Origin of the sequence: Halofilum ochraceum (assembly GCF_001614315.2) — a bacterium.
GTDB lineage: Bacteria > Pseudomonadota > Gammaproteobacteria > XJ16 > Halofilaceae > Halofilum > Halofilum ochraceum.
The window spans coordinates 1-16726 of record NZ_LVEG02000005.1; the positions used below are offsets into that span (position 1 = coordinate 1).

At 65.0% G+C, this 16726-nt stretch carries 25 protein-coding genes; 3 read left to right on the plus strand and 22 right to left on the minus strand.

The annotated features are described in order from the left end of the window. Together A0W70_RS06455 and A0W70_RS06460 are read right to left on the minus strand one after the other, a co-directional pair. Window positions 1–232: glycine betaine ABC transporter substrate-binding protein (locus A0W70_RS06455; protein WP_217495405.1), on the minus strand; the 232-nt coding region annotated here is incomplete at its 3' end. Between the two features lie 59 nt (window positions 233–291). Then, a complete protein-coding gene (locus A0W70_RS06460) occupies window positions 292–1503 on the minus strand; it encodes a TauD/TfdA family dioxygenase (RefSeq protein WP_070988417.1) in 1212 nt (403 codons plus the stop codon). A 127-nt stretch (window positions 1504–1630) separates the two neighbouring features. On the opposite strand from A0W70_RS06460, the gene A0W70_RS06465 reads away from it, so the two are divergent. Further along, a complete protein-coding gene (locus tag A0W70_RS06465; protein WP_070988418.1) occupies window positions 1631–2518 on the plus strand; it encodes a LysR substrate-binding domain-containing protein in 888 nt (295 codons plus the stop codon). A gap of 25 nt (window positions 2519–2543) precedes the next feature. On the opposite strand, the gene A0W70_RS06470 is transcribed toward A0W70_RS06465, so the two are convergent. Next, window positions 2544–3668, minus strand: coding sequence for an FAD-binding oxidoreductase (locus tag A0W70_RS06470; RefSeq protein WP_070988419.1), 1125 nt, complete (start codon window positions 3666–3668; stop codon window positions 2544–2546). 281 nt (window positions 3669–3949) lie between these two features. On the opposite strand from A0W70_RS06470, the gene A0W70_RS06475 reads away from it, so the two are divergent. Beyond that, window positions 3950–4936, plus strand: a complete 987-nt coding sequence (locus A0W70_RS06475; protein ID WP_217495406.1) for a YeiH family protein — start codon at window positions 3950–3952, stop codon at window positions 4934–4936. Between the two features lie 14 nt (window positions 4937–4950). Here the strand turns inward: A0W70_RS06475 and A0W70_RS06480 are convergent, their stop codons facing one another. Beyond that, on the minus strand, window positions 4951–5802 hold the full coding sequence (locus tag A0W70_RS06480; protein WP_070988421.1) for a LysR family transcriptional regulator: 852 nt from the start codon (window positions 5800–5802) through the stop codon (window positions 4951–4953). Between the two features lie 42 nt (window positions 5803–5844). After that, window positions 5845–6612 carry an FAD-binding oxidoreductase gene (locus tag A0W70_RS06485; protein ID WP_070988422.1) on the minus strand — a complete coding sequence of 256 codons (768 nt, stop codon included), beginning with the start codon at window positions 6610–6612 and terminating at the stop codon, window positions 5845–5847. Window positions 6613–6829: 217 nt separating this feature from the next. Here A0W70_RS06485 and pncA point away from each other — a divergent pair, with 217 nt between their 5' ends. Then, entirely contained in the window at window positions 6830–7492 is a 663-nt protein-coding gene (gene pncA / locus A0W70_RS06490; RefSeq protein ID WP_070988423.1) for a bifunctional nicotinamidase/pyrazinamidase, read from the plus strand. A gap of 623 nt (window positions 7493–8115) precedes the next feature. Here pncA and A0W70_RS06495 read toward each other — a convergent pair. The 17 genes from A0W70_RS06495 to A0W70_RS06570 form a co-directional block, all read right to left on the minus strand. Beyond that, entirely contained in the window at window positions 8116–8457 is a 342-nt protein-coding gene (locus tag A0W70_RS06495) for a hypothetical protein (RefSeq protein ID WP_070988424.1), read from the minus strand. 40 nt (window positions 8458–8497) lie between these two features. After that, a complete protein-coding gene (locus A0W70_RS06500; protein ID WP_083330826.1) occupies window positions 8498–9580 on the minus strand; it encodes a site-specific integrase in 1083 nt (360 codons plus the stop codon). Next, window positions 9573–9797, minus strand: coding sequence for a DUF4224 domain-containing protein (locus A0W70_RS06505; RefSeq protein WP_070988425.1), 225 nt, complete (start codon window positions 9795–9797; stop codon window positions 9573–9575). Before A0W70_RS06505 ends, A0W70_RS06500 begins: the two co-directional genes overlap by 8 nt. 7 nt (window positions 9798–9804) lie before the next feature. After that, window positions 9805–10050 (minus strand): hypothetical protein, encoded by a 246-nt coding sequence (locus A0W70_RS06510; RefSeq protein WP_070988426.1) that lies wholly within the window; start codon window positions 10048–10050, stop codon window positions 9805–9807. Between the two features lie 515 nt (window positions 10051–10565). Beyond that, complete coding sequence (locus A0W70_RS06515; RefSeq protein ID WP_070988427.1) at window positions 10566–11159, minus strand: hypothetical protein; 594 nt, start codon at window positions 11157–11159, stop codon at window positions 10566–10568. After that, complete coding sequence (locus A0W70_RS06520; protein ID WP_245675827.1) at window positions 11159–11536, minus strand: hypothetical protein; 378 nt, start codon at window positions 11534–11536, stop codon at window positions 11159–11161. Before A0W70_RS06520 ends, A0W70_RS06515 begins: the two co-directional genes overlap by 1 nt. Window positions 11537–11628: 92 nt before the next feature. Further along, window positions 11629–11946: a hypothetical protein gene (locus tag A0W70_RS06525; protein ID WP_070988429.1), complete on the minus strand. Its 318-nt coding sequence runs from the start codon at window positions 11944–11946 to the stop codon at window positions 11629–11631. Next, window positions 11946–12884, minus strand: coding sequence for a hypothetical protein (locus A0W70_RS06530; RefSeq protein WP_070988430.1), 939 nt, complete (start codon window positions 12882–12884; stop codon window positions 11946–11948). The genes A0W70_RS06525 and A0W70_RS06530 overlap by 1 nt, the downstream gene beginning before the upstream one ends. Further along, window positions 12877–13137, minus strand: a complete 261-nt coding sequence (locus tag A0W70_RS06535; RefSeq protein ID WP_070988431.1) for a hypothetical protein — start codon at window positions 13135–13137, stop codon at window positions 12877–12879. The genes A0W70_RS06530 and A0W70_RS06535 overlap by 8 nt, the downstream gene beginning before the upstream one ends. Before the next feature lie 2 nt (window positions 13138–13139). Further along, entirely contained in the window at window positions 13140–13418 is a 279-nt protein-coding gene (locus A0W70_RS06540) for a hypothetical protein (RefSeq protein WP_070988432.1), read from the minus strand. Beyond that, window positions 13415–13816, minus strand: a complete 402-nt coding sequence (locus tag A0W70_RS06545; protein WP_070988433.1) for a hypothetical protein — start codon at window positions 13814–13816, stop codon at window positions 13415–13417. Before A0W70_RS06545 ends, A0W70_RS06540 begins: the two co-directional genes overlap by 4 nt. 53 nt (window positions 13817–13869) lie before the next feature. Next, window positions 13870–14415, minus strand: coding sequence for a hypothetical protein (locus tag A0W70_RS06550; protein ID WP_070988434.1), 546 nt, complete (start codon window positions 14413–14415; stop codon window positions 13870–13872). Window positions 14416–14494: 79 nt separating this feature from the next. Continuing rightward, a complete protein-coding gene (locus tag A0W70_RS06555; RefSeq protein ID WP_070988435.1) occupies window positions 14495–14758 on the minus strand; it encodes a hypothetical protein in 264 nt (87 codons plus the stop codon). Continuing rightward, complete coding sequence (locus A0W70_RS16965) at window positions 14755–14892, minus strand: ribosome modulation factor (protein ID WP_175443073.1); 138 nt, start codon at window positions 14890–14892, stop codon at window positions 14755–14757. The genes A0W70_RS06555 and A0W70_RS16965 overlap by 4 nt, the downstream gene beginning before the upstream one ends. A gap of 13 nt (window positions 14893–14905) precedes the next feature. Continuing rightward, window positions 14906–15355, minus strand: coding sequence for a single-stranded DNA-binding protein (ssb, locus tag A0W70_RS06560; RefSeq protein WP_070988436.1), 450 nt, complete (start codon window positions 15353–15355; stop codon window positions 14906–14908). A gap of 70 nt (window positions 15356–15425) precedes the next feature. Next, on the minus strand, window positions 15426–16307 hold the full coding sequence (locus tag A0W70_RS06565) for a DUF2303 family protein (protein ID WP_070988437.1): 882 nt from the start codon (window positions 16305–16307) through the stop codon (window positions 15426–15428). A 51-nt stretch (window positions 16308–16358) separates the two neighbouring features. Beyond that, on the minus strand, window positions 16359–16718 hold the full coding sequence (locus A0W70_RS06570; protein ID WP_070988438.1) for a hypothetical protein: 360 nt from the start codon (window positions 16716–16718) through the stop codon (window positions 16359–16361). Window positions 16719–16726: the final 8 nt, after the last annotated feature.

Sequence of the window (16726 nt, forward strand, 5' to 3'; positions counted from 1 at the left end):
GAATGCCCTGGTAGACGAACTGTGGGTCGAGTTCCTGCAGCTCGGTCGGATAACCCATCGTCTCAAGCAACTGGCGGGCGACCTCGGTCTTCACGGTCACGCCGGGCCAGGCCTGGATGGCGAAACGCACCGGTTCGGCGGCGGCGGCGCGCAGCGGCAGCAGGAGCATGGCGGTCATCACTACGGCTGCGCCTACAGTGGCGGCGCGCTGGATTACTCGTTGTCGTTTCATGGTTATCCCCCATGGGTTGCGTCGTGATGTGCGGGCACGGTGGAACGTCGGCACCACGGTCAGGCCCTGGACCGCTCCAGTACCCGCTGGCGTGACCGAATGAGGTCACGGTCGAGATAGGTCCCCTGCAGGTGGCGGTGTCCGGTATTCGGGTCGAACGCGTCGCGCCCGTGCAGGACACGGAGATTGTCGAAGGCGATCATCTCGCCCGGGCGCAGCATGAAGCGCAATGTCCAGGCGGGGTCGCGCAGCATCTGCCAGAAGCGCCGGTAGGCGCGATAGAAGGCGTCGACCTCGGCTGCGGGGAGGCGCAGCGTGTCCCGGATCCAGTTGTTGAAACGCAATACGGTCGGGTTGCCGTAGTCGTCACAGCCGATCACGGGGGCGCGATAATGGATGTCCGAGCTTTCGTCCTGGAAGCGGAAGTCGATCTCCGTCTCGGTCAGGACGCGGTAGGCCTCGGGATCGCGGTCGCGCAGCGCGCGGGCGACGGCCATGCCGTCGGTCAACGTCGATTCGCCACCTTCCGATTCATTCGCGAGGCAGTAGAGCATCTGGAAATCGGGCGGGCGCTGCCAGTTCGGCAGATCGACGTGCGGTTCCAGCGCCACGGCGGTGTAGGCGGCGTTGTTGGGGTCGGGCATCGAGACGACATCGAAATGCCGGCCGAAGTTGGTCTCGCGCGGCCAGCCGACACGTTCGGCTACCCGAATGACCTCGCCGGGCTCGGTCGGTCCGTTGCGCAGCACCGCGAAACCGTAGCGGTCGAGTGCCTGCAGCCAATCGGAGAGGCCCGCTTCCGTGTTCATGAAGGCGTGATGGTCGACCACCGGAAGGGCATCCGCGATCGCGGACGTCCAGGGCGTCTTGCGGTCGACATCGAGCGGGTCCGCCCGGGACGCGTCCGCGCGCTGATGGAGCCAGCCGGCATCGAACAGGCTCTCGTGTACACCGAATCCCTCCATGGCCGGCCATTCGAGGTGCAGGGCGCCGGATTCGGTGAGCGTTACCGCCGGTTCGGGCAGGGTCTCGGGGAGATCGATGATCCGAACGAGGCGTTCGCGGGTCTGTGGATGCCGACACTGGGTGCAGGCACAGTGGTCGCGCAGCCACATCAGTGGGAAATCAGCCTGTGTACCGTCCTCCCAGGTCAGCTGTACCGAACCGTTATGGCTCGCCGCGTCCGTGAGATCGGGTCCCCCGGCGTACGGGGCAAGTTCGCCCATATCCGCGGTGGTGGTGTACTCGGCTGCGAGCGCTTCGGCGGTCATGCGCGATCTCTCCTTTGGTTGGCTGCTGATGCGCTGGGCAGTCTGGGGTGTGCTCCACGGAGGCGGCAAACGAATAATCCCGGGGAAGCGGGTATAATTTTTTTATACCCTGTTTATTGGAGGCCCGATGTCTCGACGCCTGCCGCCCGCGCAGACCCTCCATGCCTTCGACGCGGCCGCCCGTCACATGAGTTTCACCGAGGCCGCACGCGAGCTCGGGGTCACCCAGGCGGCGGTCAGCCAGCGGATCCGACTGCTGGAACACCAATTGGGCCAGACGCTGTTTCTGCGCCATGCGCGCGGACTGGAACTGACGGAGGCGGGGCAGGCCTTCATGCCGGCGGTTACCGAGGCCTTTGAGCGCTTGTCGACCGGGATCGCCGAGGCCTTTGGTACGCCTCGGGATGCGCCGTTGACGGTCCGTACGACCCCGGGATTCGCCGCTCATTGGCTGGCGCCCCGTTTCCACGACTTTCAGCGCGCACACCCGGGGATTTCGTTGCGAATCACGACCGCGGTCTGGCCGAACGATTTCGATCTCGACGGGGCGGATCTGGAAGTCCGGTACGGCCATGGCGAGTGGGACGGTGTCGAGTGTCAGCGACTCACGCATGAACGGCTGGCGCCGGTGTGCACGCCCGCGACCGCGCGTGAGCTGCGCGATCCGGAGGATCTCGCGGGTCGCCAGCTGCTGCACGCGGCGGGATTCGCCACGGGCTGGCCGCAGTGGCTGGCCTGGGTCGGCGCCGGGCATCTGCTCGATCGGACCACACCGTTGATCGGCGACACGATGGCGGTGGTCCTGGCGCTGACGATGCGCGATGCGGGGATCGCGCTCGCGCGGAGCGGATTCGTCGAAACCGCGCTCGCGGAGGGGACGCTCGTGGCACCGTTCGATCTCTGGCTGGAGACCGACGAGTCGTTCTTTCTGACCCGGGTCGCCGGCCGCCAGCCCCGTCCGGACGCGGAAATCTTCTGGACCTGGCTGGTGGGTCAGCGGGAAGCGGGTACGTAACATCTCAGACCCGCGCATAACCGCGTCAGCAGTCGAGTTCCACCGCGCCCGCCGGGTACGTGCAACAGGCGAGAACGTAACCCGCGGCTTCTTCGTCGTCGGAGATGCCACCCATGTGCTGCATGCGGGTGTCGCCTGCGGTCTTGAGGACCTTGCACGAACCGCACACGCCCATCTGACAGGCACAGGGTATCCATGCGCCGTTATTCTGGACCGCTTCGAGCAGTGTCTCGGAGGGTGCACAGGTGAACTCGATGCCCGTGCGGGCGAGCCGCACCGTGCACCCGGTTTCGACTGCCGTGGCTTCGACGACGTCGCCGGTATCGTCGTCGTCCGCATCGACCACCGGCTCCGGCATTTCCCTGTCGGGTTCGGCCGGCGGCGCACCGCCGAAGCTCTCTTCATGATACTGGCTGGCGGGAAAGCCGAGCCCGCCAAGGATATCGCGCACGGCCTCCATGTACGGTTCCGGACCGCAGGTAAACACCGTACGCTCGCTCAGGTCCGGGACCATCTGCTGGAGCATCGATGCGCTCAGCCGCCCGCGGTGACCGGACCAGGAGCCGTTACCGGTCGATTCGCAGGTCACCGACAGCCGCAGGCGATCGTTGGCCCGGTCCATTGCCTCGAGTTCGCGGCGGAAAATGATGTCCTCGGGGGAACGTGCCGCGTGGACGAAGTGGATATCCACATCCGCGGCCGTGTCGTGCAACCAGCGCAGCATCGACATCACGGGGGTTATGCCGCTGCCGCCCGACAGCATGAGGATCCGCTCGGCCGGGCGATCGACGATGTTGAAGTCCCCCTGCGGTGCCGAAACGGTCAGTCTGTCGCCAGCGCGCAGATGGTCATGAAGCCAGTTGGACACGAGACCGCCGGGCACGCGCTTGACGGTGATGCTGAACGTGCACGGGCGCGAGGGTGTGCTCGATATCGAGTAGCAGCGCGGCACCGTCCGTCCATCGATCACGGGTTCGAGGGTGACGAACTGACCGGGCCGGAAATCGAACAGCGTCGGCTGCTCCGACCGGAACACGAAGGTGGCGACATCGTGCGTCTCGGCTTCGACCCGCAGACACTGCATCGTCATGCGGCCGCCGTTCCAGCCGGGCAGTGTGTGGATCGTGTCGGGCTGCAGTGATTCGGACATTCGGGACTCCCGGCGTTGGATATTGCTTCGCGCGTTCTCAGAGGGGCAGTGTATTGACCGGGAAAATCGATTTGTCTGCGTTATCAATCGGTACCGTGAATCGTCGATGCGCGGATACGATCGTTGCCGCCTGCTGGATCGATTGATCCGGCTGACGGACCCGGCCAAGCCCACCGATTGGCCCGCTCGCCGGGGATCCCGCATGGATCCCCTGCATCGTCCCCCTCAGGAGATCGACTTTGTCGTCTACCGTTGAGTCCGCGGAACGCGGAATAGCTCGCGTGCAGAGGTTATGGCCGGGATTGCTGACGGCGATCACGATCGCCATGGCGGCCGTGTTCGTCTCGGATCATTACGGTGGGCCGACCCTGCTGTATGCCCTGCTGCTGGGTATCGCCTTCAATTTCCTGGCGCAGGAACCCCGCACGGCGCCTGGCGTTGAATTCTCTGCCCGTCAGGTGCTCCGCGTCGGGGTGGCGCTGCTCGGTGCCCGGATTGGCCTTGAACAGATCGGCACCCTCGGTGCGGACGTGATCGGAGTCGTGGTCGCGACCGTGATCGCAACGGTCATCTTCGGCCGTATCCTCGCGGCCGCGTTCGGGCTGAGCCGCCGACAGGGCGTTCTGACCGGCGGCGCCGTGGGCATCTGTGGCGCATCGGCCGCGCTCGCGATCGCGGCGGTGTTGCCGCGCGACGAGCATGCCGAACGCGACACGCTGTTCGCGATCGTCGGTGTGACTACGCTCGGTACGCTGACCATGATTCTCTACCCGGTGATCGTCGCGGCGATCGGCCTGGATGGGGTGTCCGCGGGGATATTTCTGGGGGCGACCATCCACGACGTCGCCCAGGTCGTCGGTGCCGGTTACATGGTGTCGGGGACGGCGGGTGACACGGCTACGGTGACCAAGCTCCTGCGCGTGGCGATGCTGGCGCCGATGGTCCTCGCCATCGCGCTGTTCTTCCGCCGGGAAACGGGACAGCGCGCCGTGGACGTGCGCTGGTGGCGGCGGCTGCCTGTCCCGCTGTTTCTGCTGGCATTCATCGTGATTGCCGGCCTGAACAGCCTCGGTCTGTTGTCGAGCGCCGTCGCCGGAGGGGCGACCGAGGTATCGCGGTGGTGCCTGATCTGCGCGATCGCCGCGATCGGCATGAAAACGGATCTGCGCGAGCTGGCCCGCGTCGGCTGGCTCGCGGTCGCCCTCATGGTCGCGGAAACGCTGTTCATGGCGGCGATCGTGCTCGGCTTCCTCGTCACGTGGCAGTGACGGTGGCCGCCAGGTCAGGCGTTCAGGTCGAGCGTCGACAGCAGCGCGAGGGCGTGTTTCACGTTGGGGCGGTAGCGATGCCGGGAGACGTAGGTCGCGTATACCGGCTGGTCGATGACGGGGGCGCCCGCGACCGGGAACAGGTCGCCCGACTCGATCAACGGTCGACTCATGCGCTCCGGCAGATACGCGATTCCGGAGTACCGCCGCAGGTAGGCAATGGTCATGTTGCTGAGCCCCATCGACAGGGGGGCATGCTGGAGTTGCGGCAGCAGCTCGCCGTGGCGGGCCTTGAAGTACGGGCTCGAAGCCACGAACAGATACGACTCGGGCTGAACGTCTTCCAGTGCGCAGGCAGTCGTCGCGACCATACTGAAGCGCTCGTCGAACAGATGATCGACCGCGAGTTCAGGGCGGTACTCCGGGGTGTAGATCACGGCGACGTCGAGATTGCCGAAGACGATTTCGTCGATCATCGCCCTGGAGTAATCCGATTCCACGTGCACGGCCGTGTCGGTGAGGATCCGGCGGAGTTCGCCCACCCAGTCGATGATCAGTTTGTCCCAGAGGCTCACCTGCATCGCGACGCGGAGCTGACCGTGATAACCGGCCGGCATCGCGAGTTCCTGACGCGCAAGGTTCCAGCCGAGGCGGATATTCACTGCGTAACTCTCGAATTTCTGGCCGTCTGGCGTCAGTTCGGCACCGCCACGACCCCGCACGAACAGGCGCACGCCGAGTTGCTCCTCGAGTCCACGTACACGGGCACTGACTGTCGACTGCGTGATCTGCAGGTTGTCCGCCGTGCGGTTGAAGTTCCGCGTCTCGAGGAGATCAAGGAAGGTGTCGAGCATTTCGATATTCATGCATGCATTCCCGGAGCAGGGTGGATCGGGCCGAGTTCGGTCTCACCGCCCGGGAGGATATCGATAATCGAGATCGGTTGCGCCGGGCGTGAACGCGTCGGCGTGGATGTCGCTGGCATCGATTCCCTGTTTCCGGAGTACCTGAATTGCGGCCTCGACCATCGGGGGCGGGCCGAAGAGATGCGCAACACGGTCATGCACATCCCACTGCTGCTGGTCGATAAGCTGATCCGGCGTCCCGGTCGCACCTTCCCATTCGGCATCCGGTACCCGCAGGGTCGGCCGGTAACCGAATGAGGGATGCTCCCGGCTCCAGTGTTCCAGTTCTTCGTGGGCGAACAGGTCTTCGCGCCGCTCGTCACCGTGGACGAGGTCAATCGTCCGCGACGGATCCCGGGCCAGTTCGGCCCGTACGATCGCCCGCGCGGGCCCGAGCCCGGTACCGCCGGTGACAAGCAGCAGGGGGCGGTCGTCGTCGCGCACCCAGGCATCGCCGAGTGGCCCCTCGAAGTCCCACTGCTCACCCGTGACGAGACGATCGAACACATGACGACTGAAGTCTCCGCCGACATCACGGACCCACATCTCGAGGAGATTTTCACGGTCGTGGGCATTGGCGATGGACAGATCGCGGCGTCGGCCATCCGCGAGTTGAATGCGGATGTACTGCCCTTCGCAATAGGCGAAGGGCGATTCCGTCTCCACGCGGATTTCCACCGACATGACCGCGGGTGCGATACGGCGTGCGCCCACTACGGTGGCCGTGAACCAGGCGGCTTCCGGCGGTTTCCGCTGCGAATGACCGGTCATCCTGCACCCATTCCGTCGTATCGGGCATAGAGCCCTGTGAGAGGAGAGCGTCCGGTTTCCAGTGTAGTAGTCGGTCGAAGCTGGCGACCAGGGTCGAAGGGATCGGCCTTCGCCCGGGCTGGATAGCGGCGGCGCGATCCCCCGGCCTTCCGCTTGTAGTGGCCGCCGGAAACCCGCAGATTAGAGTGACAGAGCAAGGTTTCTGGAGGTGTGTGCAATGGCGGTGCACTTCGATAAAAGCCGGTCAGCCCTTGTGCTGGTGGATATACAGCCCGATTTCGTCCCGGGCGGTCCGTTGGCCACGGCGGACGGAGACCGGATTCTGGACCCGGTGCAGCGGCTTCTCGATGCGGGGCTGTTCCGTGTGAACGCCGCAACCCAGGACTGGCATCCGCCCGGACACGTGTCCTTCGCCAGCGAGCACGAGGGCAGGCAGCCGTTCGAGACCATCGATCTTCACGGTCACGAACAGACGCTCTGGCCCGACCACTGTGTCCAGGGCAGCGACGGGGCGCGTCTGCATCCGGCGATCGATTGGAATCGCGCCGATGTGATCGTCCGCAAAGGCAGCGACCCGAACGTGGATTCGTACAGCGGGTTCCGCGATAACTGGGGGCCTACTGGCGATCGGCCGCCGACCGGGCTGGCCGGTTATCTGCGGGAACTGGGCGTCACGGACCTGTTCGTCTGCGGGCTGGCCCGTGATGTCTGTGTGAAGTGGACGGCGGAAGACGGCGCCGGAGCTGGGTTCAACGTGCATCTCATATGGGATCTCACTCGGCCCGTGACGTATGACAGTGACGAGCAGACGCGGGTCGATCTTGAGCATGCCGGTGTGCATATCGTCGGGCTTGCCGATCTGCCGGAGGAGTCCTCCTGACAGTTGATGCTTGTCCAGTTTGCCCTTGCGTAAACGCTGATCGGGGCGAAAAAGGTCCGGCCAAGCGTATCGGTGGAAGAGATCGAGAACGGTGTCGAGCACTGCCGCGGGCGGCGGTGGATCGCTCGGCGTGTTGGGTTTCCTTCGTCAACCCAACCTACGTTGGCCGGTGGAACCGACTGGGATCGTTGTTTTTGGATCCGTGGGTGATGAAAAAGGCCGACATTGAGCCGGCCTTTTTCATGTGGCGCACCCGGGAGGATTGCGCGGCCCTTCCATGGGCCGCGTCCCTTCGGGACTCGCTTCGCTCGCGCTGATCGGCTTCCTGCCGATCAGTCGAACCGGGGGGTTCTCATCAAGGCCCCCGGACTCCCCGGACATAAAAAAAGCCGGCATTGAGCCGGCTTTTTTTATGTCTGGCGCGCCCGGGAGGATTCGAACCCCCGACCTCATGGTTCGTAGCCGAGCGGTCGGAACCCCGATTTTTCCAGCATATACAATATGTTGCGATCTTTGACTGTCCCACGGTATCACGTTTCGTGTTGAGTTAAGTTACTGATTTCCGGGGAGTGCGATTTCACTGTGGGACAGCCGGCGGGGCATCCCCGCCGGCTCATCACTGGCTACTCGATCAGCGTCCATTTCACTTCAAGGCCGATCATCGTGGAGCCGTCGGAGTCGCCACCGCTTCCGCCCAGGCAGCTCCGGTACTCGCCGACATATCCGAGCCGGACGGAATCCGTCAGCTCAACGATGGTGCCCCGCAGTCCGATGGCCCCGAGCGTCTGTGAACGGTACTCGTACTGTGACCCGCCTCCTATGGTCGTCTGTGTCTCGACCGCGCACTCCGCGGCGCCGTCGTCGAGGTCCTGCTGGACGGACGTGTAGGCGATCATGGCGTCCTCGGCCTGTGCCGGGGCGATAATTGCAGCCGCGAAGATGGCTGCCAGTGCGATGCTTCTCATGGTTTTTCTCCTTGCTGGTAGTGATAGGTGGCGCGTGCTATTACCGGGCCGGTTTGATCCGCTCGGGCAGCCGCCGGTACCACTTCTGCGTGGTCCGGGCGTCGGCCTGTTGCAGCAGCTCGCGCGCGCGCTCCAGATCGCCGACGTCGGTGGCGGCCTTGGCGCGCAGATCCCGCTCGGCGAATGATGCCTGCAGCGGGTTGTCGGTATCGTCAACGCAGCGCTTGATAAAGCGTTTCCACACGCTCTCGAACCCTGCCGGCCGTTTCCCGTTGTCGGGTACGTAGCACTCGCCCTTGCGATTGCAGAACAGCCACGGGCCGAGGTCGACCGGCCGTGCGGCCAGGGCCATGTTCCAGGCATCGCGGAGCTGGTCGGTCCATTCGTAGATGCCGGCCTTGCCGGTGGTCTTGGCGGTCTTGCGCGGCTTGACGTGGATGCCGTCCTGCCGGCCGTCCGCGACCCGGAGCAGGAGCATGTCCGTCATACGCAGGCCGGTGAGCAGCTTGATCCGAATGTAGGCCTGGCACATGAGTACGGAGCCGCTCTTGCGCCGCGACGACAGGCTCAAGGCCGCCACGACTTCCCAATCCTCGACGTAGCGCCCGCGCCCCTTGGAGCTGCCCGACGGCATACGGATATTGCCGAGCAGGGGGTTCCCGCTGGTGGGGATGCCGAGGCGCTGGACCGATTCGGTGTATGCGTGGCGCAGCACCTGGATCTCATGCTTGGCCGCGGTCGGCGCCCCGCGCTTCTCGGCGTATTTCCAGACGTGGTGCGGCTTGATCCCGTCGATCGGCATGTTGGCGAAAACCGGCCGCAGCTTCTTGAGCGAGTTGTGGTTGTCGGTCTGTGTCGCGGCGGCTTTCTCGGGGATGATGGTATTCGCGTACCAGTCGAGCAGGTTCCCGATCGTGCGGATGCGCTCCGCCTGTCCGTCCTCCATGCGATCGGACCACGTCTTGTACGCCTCGCGCAGCGTCGCCCCGAGGCGAAATTCGCTCTTGCCGTCCCAAAGGTGGCGGGCGGCCGTCGGCACCCGGTAGTAGTAGGCGCCGTGCTTGATCCGCCAGCGGGCGGGCAGTGGGCGATTCTCCCGTTTACGGCTGGCGCGTTTAGCCATCGAGTGCGCTCCAGTCCGGTTCCGGCTCCTTGTTGCGTCCGGCCCCGGTGTCGTCGATCCCGAGCAGGCGGTCATGGTGCGCGCGCAGCACGCGCGGTTTCCCGTCCGGCCGAACCACAAACACGAATCCCATGTAGGCGAGGGCCTGGCATTGCGCGCCCGGCCGTTCTTTGCCGGTCAGGCTCTCGATCTCCTCCTGCGTAAGATACGGATTCATAGCCCCCTCAGCTCCCCTCGTCCACTGGCGCGACGTTGACCCCCTCGCTGTTGCGCCATACGGCCAGCTCCAGGGCGGGGCCGTCGCCCCGTCCGTACTCGTAGGTGATCGCCTGCCCGGGGCCGTACATGCCCCGGCCTTCACCGAGCCCGTCCTCGCCGCCGTGCAGGAAATTCATGGCCGCGGCGTAGGCGCAGGCCCAAAGGTCGCGGTCGTCCGGCCGGTCCATGTTGTGCAGGGTTATCCGATCCATCAGTATTTCGCCTCTCTGGGGCATACTTCGGCCTCCATCCACGCGTCCCATGCGGACCGCCCGCCGCCTATGATCCGCGGCTGGGGTGGGTCCTCGTTGCTAAAGACGAGGTATGTCCGGCCGCCATCGACTGCGTGACAAGATGCCTTCGGCCATCGACTGGTTGCTCCCGGCTTGGGCGAACGGCGATTGGTTCTTTCATCGAACATGGATTAAGCCCCTATCGGTGTATCGCCATCATGGCCCACCAGCTCACGCACATGAGGTCTGCACGCGGGCAATCAAGCAGTCCGGCGGCGACGTCCATCATCACCGTCTGTGCGGTGCGGCGGGCGCGTGGATCGGGAGCCCGCCAGCCTATGTAATATCCGGCGGCTTTCATTTCGTCCGCGCCTTCCGCTGGGCGGCCAGATCCGCGCAGGCCTGGCACATGGACGGTTTCCCCTTCGGCCGTGCGATCTTGACCGACTTCGGCTTGTCCCGGCCGCAGGACATACAGGTGAATCGCGGTTCGTTCATTGCGGTACTTTCTCCTTCGGTATCTTGTGGCCGAGGCGTTTGTTCATGTCCTGGCGGACGACTTCGAACCGGGCGACAGGCGGCCGTCGCCGCAACAGGCGCCGGAAGCCCGCGCCCTCGATGCCCTTTTGCTCGCAGTAGAAGCGGACGGCTTGCGCCCATCCCGCCATGACCTCGCCACGGCGGACGCGGATCGTGCGGGTGAACACACGATTGTCGTTGCTCCCGTGGACGACGAACGCCGGGGCGTAGTAGTGGACGTTCCGGCCGGCCCGGTGCTTGCGAGTCACCGTGAACGTCATGCGGATGCCGCCCACGCCGGTCGATGTGGGGCTGTCGGCGTTGCGATTCGGCCGCGCCTCGTCCCGCCGGCCCTTTTGTTCGCGGGCCTGCTGTTGGCGCCATTCCTTGTCGATCGCCTTGGCTTCCCGGCGCATCGCCTTCTCACGGGACGGCGTGACACGCTTGCCGCGGTGGCGGAAGTTGAAATAGCGCTGGTGGATGCCCGAACGGCAGCACGAAACGACGACGCGCAGGCCCTCGAATCCGCCGCCGTGCGGGTTGTGGCTGTTGTACTCGTAGATCGCCATTACTTCTCGGCTCCCGGTGCTGGCAGAAGGGCCGGCATATCGCCGGTTTCGTACGCCTCGTCAACCTGCGGCAGCATCCAGCGGCCGACGGTGTAGCCGTTCGGCAGGACGATGTGCGCGAGAAACTCCTCCTGGAACTCTGTGATGCCGCTCTCCACGGCCTCGAGCTTGGCCTTGATTACCAGGTGCAGGGCGCGCCAGCGCTGGCGTACCGACTGCTCGTAGGCTTTCTCGGCCTGCGCGGTCGATCGCTCCCGGCCGGTTTCGGTTTTCGTGAACTCCGGTGCCTGCCGATCGGGCATCGGCAGATCGAAGCGAATCCGGCGCTGGTGCATTTCAAACGCGACGACGGCGTAGCCGCTCTGCCAGCCGTACATGAAGCCCGAGGCGCCGTAGCGGCCGAGAGTCCGCTCTATCTCCGCGCGGCTTTTGTCGCTCGGGACCTGTGTGTTTTCCGCGTACCTCGCCATCACTCCCCCTCGCCCAGCAGGTCGCGCAGTCGGTCCGAGTAGTTCAGTAGAATTTCGTCGGTCGGATCGGCGTGTTCGTGCATCTCGTCAGCCAGCGCCCGAATCCCGTCCTCCAGCCGCTCAATCTCCGCGCCCCGCTGCAAGAATCCGGCACGTAGCCAGTCGGTGTCCTGCGAGCGGTCTTTGCCGATGTCGTCGTGCAGGTCACGCTCGTACCGGGCGAGGCGGTCGGCGTCGTGGATGAATGCCAGTTCCGCATCCGGCGCAATCCCGCAGTCGAACGCATGACGGCGCATCGTTTCGTTTGTTTCAGTCATCACTCCCCCTGTTCGTGCTGGCTGGGCGCGGCTGCGATAGCATCTTCCAATTCGTCGCACATTTGCGCGGCGTCCAGGTTGAACTCAGACTTCGAGATTGGATCGTTAAGCCTGTCGATGTACTTGAGTACGATGCTGTACACCTTCCGCAATTCATCCATTGTGGCTCGCGGATAATCTGGATGCACCGCAGGCGCGGAGGCGAGGGCGTCTGATAGGTACACGCCGATTCTCCCTGCTGCATCCCGGTAGGCTTCCGCTCGGGCCATTCTGACCGAGGCTTCTTCATCCATTCCATGCAGTTTGTTGGCCTCGTATTCTTCCTCCTTTGCCAATGACCGAAGATGACCGGGCAGTTTTTTTATCGACTCCGGCACATACGGCACGCCGCTGGCGGTGAGGTGGGATCGAGCAAGACGCAGCGTGTTGCTGAACTTCTCGTACCAGCGCACGTCAGCTTCGCTCATGTCTGCATCCCGACGAGCCACCTTTATGTCATTAAGCAACTCGTCTATCGCCGCCAGCGCATCCCCGTGTGCCTGCTCCGGGGTGTGGGGTGCGGCAGGATCGCCGTACAGCGTGTGGTCGCCTGCGATGATAGAGCGCATCCGCTGACATTCCGCCTCGGCCCGCTCGTACCGCTCGGCGAGTCTCCGAGTCGGCGCGGCCAGGCCGATATACTCGTCGCCCACTTCGCACCGCTGATGCAGGAGGGCCTTGGCTTCGCAGGCGTCGTCGTAGTCCACGCCGGGGTTCTCTGTGTGCAGGCCGCGCACCGTTTCTTCGGGATCGAATCCGAAGCGCAGGCACAGCTCGTGCGCGACCGTCGATCCGCAGGCGAAGGCGTCGCGGACGGCGACCCACCGGGGATGCGCGACGTTGCTGTGTGGCCGCGCGGCCCGCACGGCGCGTTCGACAAGTTCCGCATCTTCAATCATTGGCGGCTCCTTCCCGCTCGGCCGGCAGCGCCAGCTCGAAGCCGAGCATGTAGATCACGTTCCGGTAATTGGCGACGGTTACGTAGTGCTCGCCGTCCCAGGCCTGCTGGATATGGCCGAAGGTCCGCACCTTGAATCGCTCCCACCAGCCGGCCTCGATGTAATTCCGGGCCGCGTGGAGGAAGGCGATATCGCCGTCGTATGGGTAGTGCTTGGGCGGCAGCATATCGACCGCGGGCTCGTTCGCCGGCATGGTCAGTCTCCTTCGGTCAGTCGGGCCGGATCGCCGTTGTTGAAGCGCAGGGCCTCGTTGGCTTCGCCGGCCTCGACGTGGACAGTCACGGACACGCGCCCGTTTTTGAGCTTGCGGATGCCGGCGATCCGGCAGGGCGTTCCCGGCAGCTCGTCGCCTCGCCGGTTGCGGCTGGCGCGGGCGCGGCACGCGTCGCTGAAATAGATATGGTTCGACCGCTGCGGCTCGAAGCGCTGGCCGCAACCGCAGGCGCACGAGCGCAGGGTGCGCGGGGGAGTCACAGCGCCTCCCAAAGCACGCGCCAGTAGGTGATGCGGTTGTCGTCGATGTGGAGCTGTACCGGTGTCCCGGGCAGCTCGGCGACGTGCTCCTTGCCGGCCGTCCGCAGTATCCGGTTGAGCTGGCGGACGGCGTCGGCGTACTGGCGGTCGCGGCTGTTCTCCGACCAGTTCGCTTCGGCGCCCGGGCGTATCTCGATCGGGTAGTCCACCACGACGTAGCTCCCCACGATCGTCGGCCCGCGCCGGAAAGTGACAAGCAGGCCGAACCGGTTGCGCTCGCTGGTGGTGTATCCGAACCGCGCGTCAGCGATAACGCCGGTAATCGGTACCGGCTCGGATGCCTGCTGCTGGCCCGTGGTTTCTTCGGTCGTTTCGATTGCTTCGGCTTCTTCGCTCATTGCTCTGCTCCGGTCGTTTGCGTGGGTGATTCGGCGAAAGCCGGCCCTCGCCGTTAGTGCCTTGTCGCCAGCTCCCCGCGCAGTCGGTCCAGCTTCGCCTTCACGCGGTCGATGCGGCCGAAATCGAGGAATGTGATCGCGTCCTCTACCAGCTCGTCCATCGCGTCGAGGTCGACGGGCGCGGCGGCTGGCTCCTCGGCCTCGGTGGCCGTATCGGAGGTATCGTTTTCGTGGATCAGCTCCGCCTGTTCCTGATCGCGCGCCGTTCCGGCCGGCCGGCGCGGGCGGTGGCGCAGGGATGCCTCCACGTCGCGCAGATAGCTGGGACGCACCGTGTAGACGGGCTGCCCGTTGTCCTTGGTCCCCTTGGCCAATCCGCGCTCGCGATAAATGCTGTGCAGGGCCTGGCTGACCGCACCCCGGTCGGCGCCGGGAAGATCCTCGGTGACGGAATCGGCCGTAACCGGCGCGTCCTGTCCGGCCTTCGTGCGGTCGTAGAGGTACAGCGCGACGCGCGTGCGCGTGTTGAGCCTTGTGTCCTCGCTGGACTCGGTCAGGGCCAGCTTCTCGATCGGGTACATCTTCGTTTCGCCTTTCATTGCTCCCGCTCCATGTCCTGCAGGGTTGGTTCGTGGATGCTTCGGGCAGGACCCCGGCGGGGCCCTGCGCGAAACAGCCTCACTTGATCCGCGTGTACCCCTGCTCGAAAGCCTCTTTGGGTGACCAGGACTCGTAGCCGTCGGAGTAGACGACGTAGTAGCCGCCGGCCTCCGGTTTATGCTTTTTCATGTAGGCCGCTTCGACCGTGAAGGGCGATATGCCCGCATCCACCGGGACGATCTCCGCGCCGCCGCCGGCAGTTGGGATTACCTTCTCGATCTGGACCGCGCGAACCTCTTTGTGTGAGCGGTACCTGGGCAATTCGCTGTCTGCTGCTTTCATGCTCCTTCCTCCTCGGCCTCCATCCAGCCGCCTTCCCACTCGGCCGCTTCGTCGCCTTCGTAGGGGCAGGCGCTCAATGGCTCGCCGTTCATGTAAGCCTCGCGGCCTTCGTCTGCTGGATCTTTCTCCGGCATGGATTCCTCCTCGCTAGAACGGAATGTCGTCGTCGAAGTCGTCGGTCGGCGGCTGGCCGCCGCCCTGGGAGCTGCCGCCGCCGGCATTGCGGCCGGACGACTGGCCGCCCTGCTGGCCGCCGCCACCGCGGCTGCCGAGCATCTGCATGTCGTTGCAGACAATCTCGGTGGAGTAGCGGTCGTTGCCCTGCTGGTCCTGGTACTTCTTGGTCTGCATCCGGCCCTCGATGTAGACCTGCGAGCCCTTCTGCAGGTACTCGCCCATGATCTCGGCGAGCCGGTTGAAGGCCGCGACGCGCACCCACTCGGTACGCTCCTGCTGTTCGCCGCTGTTGCGGTCTTTCCACGTTTCCGACACGGCGATGCGGATATTCGTGATCGCGGTACCGCTCGGCGTGTACCGCGTTTCGGGATCGGCACCGAGGTTGCCGATGAAAATGCACTTGTTGACGCCTCTTGCCACGTTGGCCTCCTCAAAGGACCCCGGCCGGCGCGGCCGGGGCCCGGATTACACGAAACGTGATATGACCGGCCTAGCGATACCGCAGGGCGGACAGCTTCGTTCCCTCCTCGATGGTCTGGACCGTCTCGAGGAAGCACTCCTCCTCGGCCAGATCCGGGCGGTGCAGGTCGTACCAAAGGACCAGCATCCCCTCCTTGGCGCGGTACCGGAGCTTCGCCTTGATCGGGTAGGCCGGGGAGCCGTCGAACGGGCGCAGCAGCACGTAGAAGTGCTCCGGCACCGTGACCTTGCCGGTGCGCCCGTTGGCGCTGGCCTCGGTCTGCTCGTTGTACGTCAGCTCCACGTCGCCGTTGTCGAGGCGCGTGCCCGAGCGGAACTCGGCGCTGGTCTTGGCCTCGAACGAGCGGGCGATCTCCATCATGTCCGCGGCCGTGGGGGCGCCCTTGTCCTCGTCCGGCACGACAATGTCGTCCGCGTTGTCCTCCAGGAACTCCGCGAAATCGCGCTGGCCCATCTTGGCGCCGTTCTTGCCGGTCCAGATCCGCCATTCCTTCGACGGCGGGCACGTGAAGTGCGCCGTGTGGCTGCACCAGGAAGGCCGGTCGCCGTACTCGCCGCTCGTGTGGTAGTCGATCACGCACGTCACGGTGCGGTCCTCGGGCCGGCTGGCGAACAGGACCGATTGGCCGTGGCGCACGAAGCGGCTCACGTAGTCGATGAAGCTGTCCGGTGTGCCGAGCGTGATCGTGTTCTCGATGCGCGCGGGGCGCTCCATGAACTTCTCGACGCTTACGGGCTTGAAGCCTTCATGCTCGGAGCCCGGCAGGACGATGAACGGCTTGCCGCCCTCGGTCTGCTGGATGCCGACCAGGGCCGAGCCGAACTCGAACATTTCCTGCAGGTTTTGGTTGGGAGCCGACGCGTCCGGCTGGTTCTTCTGTCGTTCCGCCATAGATCATGCCTCCTGTGGTTGGCGGATGGGTGGTGCGGGCGGCGCCCGCGGTTAGCTGTTGCTGCCCGGGATGCCCCGCACGGGCTGGTCGCCGGCCGACGGCACGCCGCGCAGCTCCATTTCCCGCTGGCGCGGGTCGTTCCGCATCAGGTCGTTGTCGCCCGTGACGTAGAACAGGGACTCGCCGCGCGGGAGCTTCGGCGGTTTCGCGGTAATCTCCGGCTGGATCGTGATCTGTTCCTCGTTCACCCACTTGTACTTGAGGGTGATCGTGAGCGCCCCCTGCTTGCCGGTGTGCTTTACCTTCGCCAGTACGTCCTCGTGCTCCTCGGTCAGGTCGTCCACGAAGTGGCCGCGCTCCAGCTCGTTGAGGATCTGCGTGAGCGGCCGTTTCTGCTGTTGCTCGGACATGGTCCGTC

Coding starts and splice junctions, on each gene's coding strand:
- A0W70_RS06460 (WP_070988417.1), bottom strand. CDS start 1,503: ATGACCGCCGAAGCGCTCGCAGCCGAGTACACCACCACCGCGGATATG.
- A0W70_RS06465 (WP_070988418.1), top strand. CDS start 1,631: ATGTCTCGACGCCTGCCGCCCGCGCAGACCCTCCATGCCTTCGACGCG.
- A0W70_RS06470 (WP_070988419.1), bottom strand. CDS start 3,668: ATGTCCGAATCACTGCAGCCCGACACGATCCACACACTGCCCGGCTGG.
- A0W70_RS06480 (WP_070988421.1), bottom strand. CDS start 5,802: ATGAATATCGAAATGCTCGACACCTTCCTTGATCTCCTCGAGACGCGG.
- A0W70_RS06485 (WP_070988422.1), bottom strand. CDS start 6,612: ATGACCGGTCATTCGCAGCGGAAACCGCCGGAAGCCGCCTGGTTCACG.
- pncA (WP_070988423.1), top strand. CDS start 6,830: ATGGCGGTGCACTTCGATAAAAGCCGGTCAGCCCTTGTGCTGGTGGAT.
- A0W70_RS06495 (WP_070988424.1), bottom strand. CDS start 8,457: ATGAGAAGCATCGCACTGGCAGCCATCTTCGCGGCTGCAATTATCGCC.
- A0W70_RS06500 (WP_083330826.1), bottom strand. CDS start 9,580: ATGGCTAAACGCGCCAGCCGTAAACGGGAGAATCGCCCACTGCCCGCC.
- A0W70_RS06505 (WP_070988425.1), bottom strand. CDS start 9,797: ATGAATCCGTATCTTACGCAGGAGGAGATCGAGAGCCTGACCGGCAAA.
- A0W70_RS06510 (WP_070988426.1), bottom strand. CDS start 10,050: ATGGATCGGATAACCCTGCACAACATGGACCGGCCGGACGACCGCGAC.
- A0W70_RS06515 (WP_070988427.1), bottom strand. CDS start 11,159: ATGGCGATCTACGAGTACAACAGCCACAACCCGCACGGCGGCGGATTC.
- A0W70_RS06520 (WP_245675827.1), bottom strand. CDS start 11,536: ATGTACGGCTGGCAGAGCGGCTACGCCGTCGTCGCGTTTGAAATGCAC.
- A0W70_RS06525 (WP_070988429.1), bottom strand. CDS start 11,946: ATGACTGAAACAAACGAAACGATGCGCCGTCATGCGTTCGACTGCGGG.
- A0W70_RS06530 (WP_070988430.1), bottom strand. CDS start 12,884: ATGATTGAAGATGCGGAACTTGTCGAACGCGCCGTGCGGGCCGCGCGG.
- A0W70_RS06535 (WP_070988431.1), bottom strand. CDS start 13,137: ATGCCGGCGAACGAGCCCGCGGTCGATATGCTGCCGCCCAAGCACTAC.
- A0W70_RS06545 (WP_070988433.1), bottom strand. CDS start 13,816: ATGAGCGAAGAAGCCGAAGCAATCGAAACGACCGAAGAAACCACGGGC.
- A0W70_RS06550 (WP_070988434.1), bottom strand. CDS start 14,415: ATGAAAGGCGAAACGAAGATGTACCCGATCGAGAAGCTGGCCCTGACC.
- A0W70_RS06555 (WP_070988435.1), bottom strand. CDS start 14,758: ATGAAAGCAGCAGACAGCGAATTGCCCAGGTACCGCTCACACAAAGAG.
- A0W70_RS16965 (WP_175443073.1), bottom strand. CDS start 14,892: ATGCCGGAGAAAGATCCAGCAGACGAAGGCCGCGAGGCTTACATGAAC.
- A0W70_RS06565 (WP_070988437.1), bottom strand. CDS start 16,307: ATGGCGGAACGACAGAAGAACCAGCCGGACGCGTCGGCTCCCAACCAA.
- A0W70_RS06570 (WP_070988438.1), bottom strand. CDS start 16,718: ATGTCCGAGCAACAGCAGAAACGGCCGCTCACGCAGATCCTCAACGAG.